Below are 12,546 nucleotides of genomic sequence, written 5' to 3'. Positions count from 1 at the left end.
TTTTGCAATGAATGACGTCCGATCGATCAACCGCCGCCGCTTCATGACCCTGGCTGGATCGGGGCTTGCAATGCTCGGAGGCGGGCGGGTCTTCGCTCAAGGCCAGGACGGCCGCATCCGCATCGATCCTACGGCGTTCCAGCCGATCCCGATCGCGATCACCAATTTTCTGCCGGGATCGCCTTCCGATGGCGAAGTCGGCAACGGCGTCACCCAAGTCATCACCAACAATCTGAAGCGCTCGGGCCTGTTCGCTCCGATCGACCAGGCCGCCTTCATCGAGCGCATCAGCAACATGGACGTTGCGCCGCAATTCCAGAACTGGAAAACCATCAACGCTCAGGCCCTCGTCACTGGTCGCATGACGCGGCAGCCGGACGGCCGCCTCAAGGCCGAATTCCGCCTGTGGGACGTGGTCTCCGGCCAGCAGCTCACCGGACAGCAATATTTCACCTCGCCGGAATACTGGCGGCGTATCGCCCACATCATCTCCGACCAGATCTACGAGCGGATGACCGGCGAGAAGGGGTATTTCGACAGCCGCGTCGTGTTCGTGGACGAGACCGGACCCAAGGAGCGCCGGGTCAAGCGGCTCGCGATGATGGACCAGGACGGCGCCAATGTGCGCTACCTGACCCGCGGCTCCGACCTCGTGCTGACGCCGCGCTTCTCGCCGAATTCGCAAGAGATCACCTACATGGAGTTCGGCCAGGGTGATCCGAAGGTTTATCTCTACAACATCGAGACCGGCCAACGCGAGATCGTCGGCAATTTCCCCGGCATGACCTTTGCGCCGCGCTTTTCGCCGGACGGCCAACGCGTCATCATGAGCCTGCAGCAGGGCGGCAATTCCAACCTGTTCGTGATGGATCTGCGCTCGCGCTCGACCACGCGCCTCACCGACACGCCGGCGATCGACACGTCGCCGTCCTACTCGCCGGACGGGACCCGCATCTGCTTCGAATCCGATCGTGGCGGCCGGTCGCAGATCTACGTGATGGCGGCGGGCGGCGGGCAGGCGCAGCGCATCTCCTTCTCCAAGGACGACACCAATGCCAGCTATTCGACGCCGGTGTGGTCGCCGAAGGGCGATTACATCGCCTTCACCAGGCAGGGCGGCGGGCAGTTCGCGATCGGCGTCATGAAGCCGGACGGTTCCGGCGAGCGGCTGCTCACCTCCGGCTTCCACAACGAGGGCCCGACCTTCTCGCCGAACGGCCGCGTGCTGATGTTCTTCCGCGATCCCGGCGGCAACGGCGGACCGTCGCTGTACACCGTCGACATTTCGGGACGCAACGAGCTGAAGGTGCCGACGCCTGGCTTCGCCTCGGATCCCGCATGGTCGCCGCTATTGTCCTCGACGTCGGGCTGACGATCGCAGTTGAAACATCGCGCATTCAGACGCGCGATGTTTTCGAAAAAGCGCGCCGATTTTTTCGCGTTCCGCGCGAACAGCAACACTTCCTTCACCCTGTGCCCGGCAGAGCTTGCCTAGTTGCTTGATTTGTAAGCGGAAATAGCTTCGCCATTGCCGAAAAACAACTCGACTTTAACGATGTTCCCTCAGAAAAGCTTCATCTCGGCTCGGTAAGACTACGCGCTGAACAGGACGCGCGTACAAACCAAAATGCAGTTCGCAAGCCAGAGCGGAGAGCAGGGGCAGGCCTCGCCGACGATTTCGGCGGCGCTGACCGATTCGCTGTTCGAGGCTCCCGGCACGGTGCTTACCGGCATTGTCTTCTCGGCGTTCTCGGCCTCCCTGACGGCGCTCAAGACCGGACAGATGCTGCTCTGGGGCTTTGTCCCGCTCCTCATTCTTGCGGGCGCCATACGCGCCTTCGATCTGAGCCGGTACCAGGCCCAGAAATCGGTTCTGAGCGCGGAACAGGCCGCGCGTTGGCAGAAGCGCTATCAGATCGGAGCGCTCATCCAGGCCGCTGTGATCGGTCTGTGGTGTTCCACGACGCTGTTGAGCAACGATGATGCCATCGCTCACATGATTGCGCTCTCGGTCACAACGGGAATCGTGGCGGGAGGCGCCGGAAGAGCTTATGGACGACAGTCGATATTTCGTCTGCAAGCCACTTTGATATTTGGACCGGCCGTGATCGCGCTGGCGCTGCACCGCACGCCTTACTACGTCGCGATGTCCGTCGTGTGCGCCGCGTTCCTCTTCTCGGTCATGCGCCTCTCCGGCAATCTGCACAAGATTTTCTTGCGCGCCGTTGTCGCACGCGAACGCGAGGCCGCACTCGCCGGCCAGTTCGACACGGCGCTCAACAACATGCCGCACGGGCTCTGCATGTTTCGCATCGACGGTCAGCTCGCGGTGATGAACCACCGCTTCGCCGCCATGATGAGCCTGCCAGACGATCTCGCCCAAAACGGCACGACTGCGCGCGATGTCGTCGCCGCATGCGTCGAAGCGCGATCGATCTCGGCCGCGAGCGGCCAGGCGATAATTGCCGACATCGAAAACGCGCACGCGAAGGAGATCATTACCACCGACCCCGATCCACAAAGGAACCGTTCGCTGTCTTGGACCGTCCAACCGATGGCTGATGGCGGTGCGGTGGTGCTGCTCGAGGACATTACGGAGCGGCGCACGGCAGAGGCCAGGATCAGCCATATGGCCCGCTTCGACGATCTCACGGCGCTGCCGAACCGCGTCAGCTTCCGCGACGAGATCGAGCACCTGTTGGCCGTCTCACACGACGCGGAGCAGCTCTCCGCGCTGCTGTTCATCGACCTCGACCAGTTCAAGCAGGTCAACGATACGCTCGGCCATCCCTGCGGCGACCAGCTCCTGTGCGCCGTCGCCAACCGCCTGCGCGAGATGCTTCGGCCGGAGGATTTCGTCGCCCGGTTCGGCGGCGACGAGTTCGTCGTGTTCCAGCAGAACCTCAATGCCCCCGAGGACGCCGCAGCGCTCGCCCGCCGCATCGTCGAGCGCCTGAGCGAGCGCTATCGCATCGACAATCACCTGGTTGAGATCGGCGCCAGCGTCGGCATCGCACTGACCTCGCCGGAAGGCACCAGCGCCGACACCCTGCTCAAGAATGCTGACATGGCGCTGTACCGGGCCAAGGCCGACGGCCGCGGCACCTATTGCTTCTTCCGCGACGAGATGGCGGCGACCGTCGAGGCACGGCGCATTCTCGAGCTCGACCTGCGCAAGGCGCTCGCCAACGAGGAATTCGAGCTGTTCTATCAGCCGCTGGTCAATCTGAAATCCGGCAAGATCACCACCTGCGAGGCCCTGCTGCGCTGGAATCATCCGGTGCGCGGCACGGTCTCGCCCGTCGACATCATACCGGTCGCCGAGGACATGGGCCTCATCGTCGATCTCGGCCGCTGGATCCTGCGCCGCGCCTGCATGGAATGCATGAAATGGCCGGAGGGCGTCAGCGTCGCCGTCAACTTCTCGCCGCAGCAATTCCATCAGCGCGACGTGCTGAGCGAGATCCGCTATGCACTCGAAGTGTCGGGCCTGCCGGCGCATCGACTGGAGATCGAGATCACAGAGTCCTCGCTGCTGCGCAACACCCAGCTCACCCACGACATCCTGTCGCAATTGCATGCGCTCGGCGTTCGCATCTCGCTCGACGATTTCGGCACCGGCTATTCCAGCCTCAGCTACTTGCACAACTTCCCGATGCAGAAGGTGAAGATCGACCGCTCCTTCCTTGAAGGCATCGACTCGGACCGTCCGCTCACACTGCTCCGAGGTGTGGCGCGGCTGTCCGCCGACCTGGGCATGTCGGTGGTGGTGGAAGGAATCGAGACCAACGAGCAACTCGAACTCATCAATGCCGACGGGACGGTGACCGAAGCTCAGGGTTATCTGTTCAGCCGGCCTGTCCCGGCCGTGCGCATTCGTCAGCTACTCAATGCCTCCTACGGCGTTCGCGGCGGCAACGATCAGGCCGTCGCAGCCTCGGCGCGATCGATCGCCTGACCCTCCATCGACTTCTCAAGGTCTCTGCCGGGTTCTTACGGGCCCAAAAGGTTAACCCTAACAATTCTAACACTTTGCAATTGCGTTAAGGAACCATTAATCTACGCTCACTCGCGGAAGTTGCTAGCAGCGTAGGGGTTATAGATGAAGTCCGGGGCCGAACCGCAGACGGCGCTTCTTCCACGCGGAGCCGCGCTGTTTGAGCGTCTCGATTATCGGCTCATCGAAACGCCGGAAGACAAGGATCGCCTCCATCTGATGCGTTACCGGGCCTATTTGCAGGCCGGGCTGATTCCGCCGTCGGAATCGCAGCGGGTGACCGACCGTTTCGACGACGCGCCCAACGTCTGGAATTTCGGAGTCTACGTCGACAACGAACTCTGCAGTTCCGTCCGCATCCACGTTCTGACATCCGAATGGCGGATGTCCTACACGACCGAGGTGTTCGGCGACGTGCTGCATCCCCGCCTGGACCGAGGCGAGGTCTTTATCGACCCATGTCGATTCGTTGCTGATCCGGAAATGCAGCAGCGTTTCCCCGAACTGCCTTATCTGACGGTGCGGCTTCCCTTCGTGGCCTGCGAACACTTCAACGCCGATGTCGGGCTCTCGATGGTGCGAACCGATCATCAGGCGTTCTACCGCCGCGTGTTCCTGTCCGAGACGCTCACCGAACCGCGTTCCTTTCCAGGCTGGCCGACGAAGAAGGCGGTCCTGATGGCCTCGGATTACCCTAAGGTCCGGGACAGGATCCTGACGCGTTTCCCCATCATGCGATCGAGTGCGTTTGAGCGGCGGATGCTGTTTGAACGCAGCACGCAGCGGATCGCCCCTGCGCGACCGATTCGCCTTGCCGGCGCAGCCGCGCAGGCCTGAATCCTCGGTCTGTGAGCGGGACTTCAGCCGCCCTGGCCGCCAGGCTATCCTGGCGGAACGGGGGTTTTCGTCATCAACCCGCTTGCCTTCACCTTGGCGCCACATTTACAAATCATTAACCATCACGGTTGCTTTTCGCTGGTTGGGGGCATTTGACTGGCTGCGGCAAGGTTCCGTCAAGGTTGACGGAACGTTCGCTTAACCAACCCCCTGTAGACCGGACAGCAGTGGACTAACGTGAGCGTGGAGGCTCCGGAATGAAACATCCTATGCGTATCCTCCAGGGATTGAAGTTGGCCGCGGTGCTCGCCGTCGCGCTGTCGATGGGCGCCTGCGCCAACAAGAATGCCGCGACGGATGCGATGGCCAATGCGGCGACGCCGGGCAGCCAGCAGGATTTCGTCGTCAACGTGGGTGACCGCGTCTTCTTCGAAAGCGACCAGACCGATCTGACCCCGCAGGCGATCGTGACCCTGGAGAAGCAGGCACAGTGGCTCCAGAGTTATCCGCGCTACAGCTTCACCATTGAAGGTCATGCCGACGAGCGCGGCACCCGCGAATACAACATCGCGCTCGGCGCCCGGAGAGCCCAGTCGGTGCGCTCGTTCCTCGCCTCGCGCGGCATCGATCCGAACCGCATGCGCACGATCTCCTATGGCAAGGAGCGGCCGGTTGCCGTCTGTAACGATATCTCCTGCTGGTCGCAGAACCGTCGCGCCGTCACCGTCTTGAACGCGAGCTCCTGATATTCGGTCAGGTCTCTGGCAGTTCAGTCAGGCGCCGTTCAGCTTTCGAATTGGATGATGCCGGCGCCCTCTCGGGCGCCGGTTTCGTTTCAGCATTCTGTGACAGAAACCCCTTTGTACCAGTCACATTTTTGGCGTACTGCACTTCGATGTGTGGCGCGTCGAACGTTCCGTCGCAGGCCATTCCGCTTTTGTCGTCAGGGCAAGATGTCATCCAGATTTAAGGTCTTTGGCGGTACCGTGGCGACCGTCGCGCTGCTCTCCTTGTGCTCGCCCGCGTTTGCGCAGTCGATCTTTGCGCAGTCGGACGATGGCGACGCCGAGTTGCGGATCGAGCGGCTGGAGAATCGGCTGCGCCAGCTCACCGGCCAGAACGAGGAGCTGCAATACCGCAACCGGCAACTCGAGGAGCGGCTGCGGGCGCTCGAAGGCGGCGCGCAGGCCGCCCCCGGACAGGCGCCCAACGTCGCGGCGATGCCGCCCGCGCAGATCGCGCCGGGCCAGATTGCACCGGGGCAAGCCGCGCCGGGCCATCGGCAGCCGCCGGTGCAGCCGAACTACGAGCAGCCGCAGATCGCATCTCCCGCCCCGATCATTCAGGAGCAGCCGGCGCCCGGCGCTCCCGGCACGCGCCGCCGTGGCGATGCGTTCGACCCGAACCAGAATCCAAATGCGCCCGGTGCGCCCCGCGCGCTCGGCGGCGGGCAGCAGCCGATGCCGGCAGGAGCTCCGAGCGGGACGCCCGGCGGCCGCAATGCCGGCGAGCCGCTCGATCTCGCCAACACCAGCCCCCGCTACCAGCAAGGTGTGCCGTCAGCAGCGCAGCCCGGCTACCCGCCGGCGCAATCCGGCTATCCGGCGCCGGCCGGCGGCGCCGGCTTGACCACCTTGCCGCCGTCGGCAACGCCGCGCGACGAGTTCGACCTCGGCATCGGCTACATGCAGCGCAAGGACTATGCCCTGGCCGAGCAGACCATGAAGAACTTCACGCAGAGATTTCCGAGCGACCCGCTTATCGGAGACGCGCAATATTGGCTGGGCGAGAGCTATTTCCAGCGCCAGCAATATCGCGATTCCGCGGAAGCCTTCCTCGCCGTCACCACCAAATACGAGAAATCGGCCAAGGCGCCGGATGCGCTGCTGCGGCTCGGCCAGTCGCTTGCCGCGCTGAAGGAGAAGGAGGCCGCCTGCGCCGCCTTCGGCGAAGTCGGCCGCAAATATCCGCGCGCCTCCGCCGGCGTCAAAGCCGCGGTCGATCGCGAGCAGAAGCGGGTGAAGTGCTGACCTCCAGGGGCATGACAAGCATGACAAGTCGGAGTGCGCTGCGCTAAACACGCAACCGTCCGTCGGCGAGTGTCAGGGCCGCGTCATGTCAGACGACGACAATTCACCGATCTCAGCGCGCGAGGCGAGGCGGCTTTTCGCCGGCCTGAAAGCTGCGCCGGCGCTGGTGCTCGCCGTCTCCGGCGGCCCCGACTCCGTCGCGCTGATGTGGCTTGCTGCGCGCTGGCAGCGCAGCCTTGCGCGGGGTCCACAACTCACCGTCGTCACGGTCGATCACGGCCTGCGCCCGGAAGCGGCCCGCGAGGCGCGCGAGGTCAAGCGGCTCGCCGCCGAGCTCGGATTGCCGCACCGGACCGCGCGCTGGCGCGGTGCGAAACCGAAGACCGGGCTGCCTGCGGCAGCGCGCGAGGCCCGCTACCGCCTGCTCGCTGAGGCCGCGCGTGCCGCGGGTGCGAGCCATGTGCTGACGGCCCACACCCGCGACGACCAGGCGGAGACCCTGTTGATGCGCCTCCTGCGCGGCAGCGGCCTTGCCGGGTTGTCGGCCATGGCGCCCCTCAGCGAGCGCGACGGCATCGTCCTGGCGCGCCCGCTGCTCGATGTTCCGAAATCGCAGCTGATCGCAACCTTGAGGCGGGCGAAGGTCGGCTTCGTCGACGACCCCACCAACCGGGACACCGCCTTCACCCGGCCGCGGCTGCGCGCGCTGCTGCCGCTTCTCGCCGCCGAGGGCGGCGACAGCAGAAATCTGGCGCGGCTCGCGGCAAGGCTGGCGCGCGCCAATGCGGCAGTCGAGGTGCTGGCCGACGGCGCCGAGCGCTTTCTCCGTTTGCGGGATCGCGGCGATGCGCCGCAGGCGGGCGTCCGGAGCTTCGAGGCTTCGGCCTTTGCCGCCCTCCCGGAGGAGGTCCGGCTGCGGCTTCTGCTGCGGGCCATCGACGCGCTCGGACATGAGGGACCGGCGGAACTCGGCAAGGTCGAAACCCTGGTGTCCGCACTGGACGAGGCCATGGCCGCAAGTCTGCGCGCCCGCGCCGGCCGGCCGGCCCTGAAGCAGACCCTTGCAGGAGCCTTGATCAGCCTTGCCGGCGGGCGTATCCACATCGCGCCGGCGCCGGCCCGGCGGCGCACCGGGCGATGAGCGCGAATGCGGCGGATCATGGCACCGGCGGTTTCGCATCCACGCCGTCAGGCCACCTTAACCAGGCCGGAAAAACCCGCCATAGGGCGCCATTATTTCCGCGGGAATCGCTCTAGGATGGGATAAATAGTCCCATCTCGTTCTCTTGGCAGCGACCGGGACGGCACCTAAATTGTATCCGTCTAACGATGAGGATTCCTTGGGATTTCCTCGCATTGACCAAATCAACTGCCCAAGGATCACGGCCGCGATCCGCGCGACCACGAAGGAAGATCGATGAACGCCAATCTGCGCAATTTCGCCCTCTGGGTCATCATTGTCTTGCTGCTGTTGGCGTTGTTCACGCTCTTTCAGAATCCGGGTCAGCGGGCGTCCTCGCAGGACATCGCCTTCTCCCAGCTCCTGAGCGAGGTTGACCGCGGCAATGTGCGCGACGTCGTGATCCAGGGGCCGGACATCCACGGCACCTTCACCAACGGCTCGAGCTTCCAGACCTATGCGCCGAACGATCCGACGCTGGTGAAGCGCCTCTACGACAGCAAGGTGCAGATCACTGCGAAGCCGCCGGGCGACAACGTGCCCTGGTTCGTCTCGCTCCTGGTCTCCTGGCTGCCCTTCATCGCGCTGATCGGCGTGTGGATCTTCCTGTCGCGGCAGATGCAGGGCGGCGCCGGCAAGGCGATGGGCTTCGGCAAGTCGCGCGCCAAGATGCTCACCGAAGCGCATGGCCGCGTCACCTTCGAGGACGTCGCCGGCGTCGACGAAGCCAAGCAGGACCTGCAGGAGATCGTCGAATTTCTGCGCGACCCCGGCAAATTCCAGCGTCTCGGCGGCCGCATTCCGCGCGGCGTGCTGCTGGTCGGCCCTCCCGGCACCGGCAAGACCCTGATCGCGCGTGCGGTCGCGGGTGAGGCCAACGTGCCGTTCTTCACCATCTCCGGTTCGGACTTCGTCGAAATGTTCGTCGGCGTCGGCGCGAGCCGCGTCCGCGACATGTTCGAGCAGGCCAAGAAGAACGCGCCCTGCATCATCTTCATCGACGAAATCGACGCCGTCGGTCGTCACCGCGGCGCCGGACTCGGCGGCGGCAATGACGAGCGCGAGCAGACGCTGAACCAGCTGCTGGTCGAGATGGACGGCTTCGAGGCCAACGAGGGCGTGATCCTGATCGCCGCGACCAACCGTCCCGACGTGCTCGATCCCGCGCTGCTGCGTCCGGGTCGCTTCGACCGTCAGGTCGTGGTGCCCAATCCCGACGTCGTCGGCCGCGAGCAGATCCTCAAGGTTCACGTCCGCAAGGTGCCGCTGGCGCCGGATATCAACCTCAAGACCATCGCGCGCGGCACGCCGGGCTTCTCAGGCGCCGACCTGATGAACCTCGTCAACGAAGCTGCGCTCACCGCCGCCCGCCGCAACAAGCGGATGGTGACGCAGGCCGAGTTCGAGGAAGCCAAGGACAAGGTCATGATGGGTGCCGAGCGCAAGTCGCTCGTCATGACCGAGGAAGAGAAGCTCTTGACGGCCTACCACGAAGGCGGTCACGCCATCGTCGGCCTCAACGTTCCCGCGACCGATCCGATCCACAAGGCGACCATCATCCCGCGTGGCCGTGCGCTCGGCATGGTCATGCAGCTGCCGGAGCGCGACAAGTTGTCGATGTCGCTGGAGCAGATGACTTCGCGCCTCGCCATCATGATGGGCGGCCGCGTCGCCGAAGAGCTGATATTCGGCCGCGAGAAGGTGACCTCGGGCGCTGCTTCCGACATCGAGCAGGCGACGCGCCTGGCCCGCATGATGGTGACGCGCTGGGGCCTGTCGGAAGAGCTCGGCACGGTCTCCTACGGCGAGAACCAGGACGAGGTGTTCCTGGGGATGTCGGTGTCGCGGACGCAGAACGCCTCCGAGGCGACCGTCCAGAAGATCGACTCCGAGATCAAGCGTCTGGTCGAGGAGGGCTACAAGGAAGCGACCCGCATTCTCACCGAGAAGCGCGCCGACCTCGAAGCACTCGCCAAGGGCCTGCTCGAATTCGAAACGCTGACCGGCGAGGAGATCGTCGATCTGCTCAAGGGCAAGAAGCCGAACCGCGAGTCCGTGCTCGAGCCCACCGCGCCGCGCGCCTCCGCCGTGCCCCCGGCCGGCAAGTCGCGCCCGCGGCCCGATCCGGATCCCGGCCTGGAGCCGCAGCCGCAGGCGTAACCGATCAGCGGCACACCGAATTGAAAAACGCGGCGGGAACGCCGCGTTTTTTGTTATGCGAGCGCGCGTTTGCGCCGGCATCGGGATGGCTGCTTCCGGCAATGCGAGCACCGCCGAAGCAGAGCGCTTCTGTTCCGGCCGTCGCCGTTCGGGCCTAGGCCGTTTTGCCACAGCCATTGCGGCTGAATCGGTTGCGGTCGATCAAGAAAGAGCACCTCCACGGCGTTAGGCTTCGACTTGTCAAAGGAGGGATACATGGCTTTCAAGGATATTCTGTTGACCCTGGCGAGCTATCCGGAACCGACGCCGGTTTCGGTGATCGACGATGCCGTTTCGGTCGCCGCCGTCCTGGACGCGCACATCGCGGCCATTTCGTGCGAAGTCCATGCGGAAGTGCGCGCAAGCCTGCTCGGGGATGCCATCCTGGACATACCCGCACTCGTTGCGCGCGAGGCCGCCAAGAGCCGCGAGAATGCGAAGGCGCTGCTTGCGGCGTTCGAAGCCTCGGCCGCGAAATCCGGCGTCCGGCACGAGACCATCTTCGAGCAATGTGCAACCGCCACCGAGGCCGCGCTGCTGGCAGACTATGCAAGGCTTCGCGATCTCACGATCATGGCGGTGCCGGACTCCCATGATCGATGGTACGCAGAAGAGGTGATCTTCGAATCCGGCAGGCCGACGCTGATCCTGCCCGCCGCTCCCCGATCGCGTCCATTCCAGCTCGATGCTGTTTGCGTGGCCTGGGACTTCAGCCGCACCGCTGCGCGAGCGGTTTCCGATGCGCTTCCTTTGCTCGAAAGCGCAGGAAGCGTGCGGGTCGTAACGGTCACGAACGAAAAGGCCCTGGATTCCAAGCATTCCGGCGAAGAGCTGGCGAAGAACCTCGCTCGTCACGGCATCGAGGTTGTGTGCGACGAGATCGACGCCGCGGGCAAGGTGATCGACGAGGTCCTGACATCTTACGTGTTCTCCCATGGCATCGACGTCCTCGTGATGGGCGCGTACGGAACGCCGAGGTGGCGGGAATTCGTGCTTGGCGGCGCGACCAGGGGGCTGCTGTCCAAGCCGCCGGTCCCGATTCTGTTCTCGCATTGACGCTTGGTCATGCAGGAGGCCGCGTCGCTCGGGTCCACCAGGCTGATCAGGTCGCTCACGCTGACGCACGCCGTGCTGTACGGGCTCGGCGTGACGATCGGCGCCGGAATCTACGTCCTGGTGGGAGCGGCCGCTGCGCGAAGCGGGATGCATGCGCCCCTGGCGTTCCTCGCTGCCGCGGTCGTGATGGGCGTGACGGCCGGGAGCTTTGCCGAACTGGGCACGCGATGGCCGGTTGCGGCGAGCGAGGCTGCCTACGTCCAGGCCGCGTTTCATCGAAAATGGCTCAGCGGTGCCACGGGGCTGCTCGTGGTGGCCGCAGCGACGATTTCCGGCGCGACCATCACCGTGGGGAGCGCCGGCTACATCGGCGTGTTCCTGCCGCTGCCCGCCACCTGGATCATCGCCGGCGTCGTGCTTGCGATGGGAGCGGTCGCCTGCCTGTCCGCGGTTCAGTCCATCGGCTTCGCCGGCCTGATGACGGTCGTGGAGATCGGCGGATTGGTCCTCATTGTCGGGGCCGGGCTGTTTCAGGGCGACGCCCTGGTCTCCCGGCTGCCCGAACTGCTAGCTCCCCTGAGCGACAAGGCGGCGTGGACCGGGATCGCACAGACGTCGCTGCTCGCCGTGTTCGCATTCATCGGGTTCGAGCACCTCGTGAACATCTCCGAGGAAATGAAGAATCCGTCCCGGACGCTGCCATGGGCGCTCTTCATCACCCTCGGCGTGACGGCGTTCCTCTACATGACTGTCGTCTGGGTTGCGGTGGTCGCGGTGCCCCCGGCCGAGCTCGCGCACTCCTCGGCTCCGCTTGCACTGGTCTTTCAGCGGTTGACCGGTCTTCCGCTCTCGGTGTTGAGCGTCATCGCGATCGTTGCGACGGTCAATGGAATCATCGTTCACATGCTGATGATCGGACGTGTGCTGTACGGGCTTGCGGACCAAGGCAGCCTTCCGGCCTTTCTCGCAAGGGTGAACGCGAGAAGCGGCGCGCCGATGGTTGCAACCCTCTTCGGCGTGGGCGCCATCCTGATCCTCGCCCTTGGCATTCCCTTGACCGGATTGGCCGAATGGACCTCACGCCTGACGCTCGGGGCCTTCGTCCTGGTCAACCTGGCGCTTCTTCGCATCAAGACGAGAGAATCCGAACCTCCCGCCGGCGTGTTCGTCGTGCCCATCTGGGTGCCTATTGCAGGACTGCTCACAAGCGCCGCCTTGCTCCTGATCGACCTCCTCGGATAGTGCGC

The 12,546-nt window shown here is 64.7% G+C and carries 9 protein-coding genes; all 9 read left to right on the top strand.

The features are described 5' to 3' along the window. Positions 1 to 7: 7 nt before the first annotated feature. The 9 genes from tolB to ASG57_RS09400 all read left to right on the top strand — a co-directional run bounded on the left by tolB (position 8) and on the right by ASG57_RS09400 (position 12,541). Positions 8 to 1,372 carry a Tol-Pal system beta propeller repeat protein TolB gene (tolB, locus tag ASG57_RS09440; RefSeq protein WP_029673942.1) on the top strand — a complete coding sequence of 455 codons (1,365 nt, stop codon included), beginning with the start codon at positions 8 to 10 and terminating at the stop codon, positions 1,370 to 1,372. A 255-nt stretch (positions 1,373 to 1,627) separates the two neighbouring features. Further along, positions 1,628 to 3,958 (top strand): putative bifunctional diguanylate cyclase/phosphodiesterase, encoded by a 2,331-nt coding sequence (locus tag ASG57_RS09435; protein ID WP_024337628.1) that lies wholly within the window; start codon positions 1,628 to 1,630, stop codon positions 3,956 to 3,958. Positions 3,959 to 4,102: 144 nt separating this feature from the next. Further along, complete coding sequence (locus ASG57_RS09430) at positions 4,103 to 4,834, top strand: N-acyl amino acid synthase FeeM domain-containing protein (RefSeq protein WP_024337629.1); 732 nt, start codon at positions 4,103 to 4,105, stop codon at positions 4,832 to 4,834. 257 nt (positions 4,835 to 5,091) lie between these two features. After that, positions 5,092 to 5,580 (top strand): peptidoglycan-associated lipoprotein Pal, encoded by a 489-nt coding sequence (gene pal / locus ASG57_RS09425; RefSeq protein WP_024337630.1) that lies wholly within the window; start codon positions 5,092 to 5,094, stop codon positions 5,578 to 5,580. A 207-nt stretch (positions 5,581 to 5,787) separates the two neighbouring features. Next, a complete protein-coding gene (ybgF, locus tag ASG57_RS09420; RefSeq protein WP_024337631.1) occupies positions 5,788 to 6,864 on the top strand; it encodes a tol-pal system protein YbgF in 1,077 nt (358 codons plus the stop codon). 85 nt (positions 6,865 to 6,949) lie between these two features. Then, on the top strand, positions 6,950 to 8,005 hold the full coding sequence (gene tilS, locus ASG57_RS09415; RefSeq protein WP_024337632.1) for a tRNA lysidine(34) synthetase TilS: 1,056 nt from the start codon (positions 6,950 to 6,952) through the stop codon (positions 8,003 to 8,005). Between the two features lie 276 nt (positions 8,006 to 8,281). Then, positions 8,282 to 10,204 carry an ATP-dependent zinc metalloprotease FtsH gene (gene ftsH / locus ASG57_RS09410; protein WP_024337633.1) on the top strand — a complete coding sequence of 641 codons (1,923 nt, stop codon included), beginning with the start codon at positions 8,282 to 8,284 and terminating at the stop codon, positions 10,202 to 10,204. Between the two features lie 255 nt (positions 10,205 to 10,459). Next, positions 10,460 to 11,299, top strand: a complete 840-nt coding sequence (locus ASG57_RS09405; RefSeq protein ID WP_057196131.1) for a universal stress protein — start codon at positions 10,460 to 10,462, stop codon at positions 11,297 to 11,299. A 9-nt stretch (positions 11,300 to 11,308) separates the two neighbouring features. After that, the gene (locus ASG57_RS09400; RefSeq protein WP_057196130.1) at positions 11,309 to 12,541 is read left to right on the top strand and encodes an APC family permease; all 1,233 of its coding nucleotides are present in this window, start codon (positions 11,309 to 11,311) and stop codon (positions 12,539 to 12,541) included. Positions 12,542 to 12,546 lie beyond the last annotated feature (5 nt).

The sequence above is a fragment of the Bradyrhizobium sp. Leaf396 genome (assembly GCF_001424605.1).
Lineage (GTDB): Bacteria > Pseudomonadota > Alphaproteobacteria > Rhizobiales > Xanthobacteraceae > Bradyrhizobium > Bradyrhizobium japonicum_C.
This window is presented reverse-complemented; position numbering and strand designations above follow the sequence as displayed.

What these genes read in the sequence shown, in the direction of transcription:
- tolB (WP_029673942.1), top strand. Translation starts at nt 8, where the DNA reads ATGAATGACGTCCGATCGATCAACCGCCGCCGCTTCATGACCCTGGCT.
- ASG57_RS09435 (WP_024337628.1), top strand. Translation starts at nt 1,628, where the DNA reads ATGCAGTTCGCAAGCCAGAGCGGAGAGCAGGGGCAGGCCTCGCCGACG.
- ASG57_RS09430 (WP_024337629.1), top strand. Translation starts at nt 4,103, where the DNA reads ATGAAGTCCGGGGCCGAACCGCAGACGGCGCTTCTTCCACGCGGAGCC.
- pal (WP_024337630.1), top strand. Translation starts at nt 5,092, where the DNA reads ATGAAACATCCTATGCGTATCCTCCAGGGATTGAAGTTGGCCGCGGTG.
- ybgF (WP_024337631.1), top strand. Translation starts at nt 5,788, where the DNA reads ATGTCATCCAGATTTAAGGTCTTTGGCGGTACCGTGGCGACCGTCGCG.
- tilS (WP_024337632.1), top strand. Translation starts at nt 6,950, where the DNA reads ATGTCAGACGACGACAATTCACCGATCTCAGCGCGCGAGGCGAGGCGG.
- ftsH (WP_024337633.1), top strand. Translation starts at nt 8,282, where the DNA reads ATGAACGCCAATCTGCGCAATTTCGCCCTCTGGGTCATCATTGTCTTG.
- ASG57_RS09405 (WP_057196131.1), top strand. Translation starts at nt 10,460, where the DNA reads ATGGCTTTCAAGGATATTCTGTTGACCCTGGCGAGCTATCCGGAACCG.
- ASG57_RS09400 (WP_057196130.1), top strand. Translation starts at nt 11,309, where the DNA reads ATGCAGGAGGCCGCGTCGCTCGGGTCCACCAGGCTGATCAGGTCGCTC.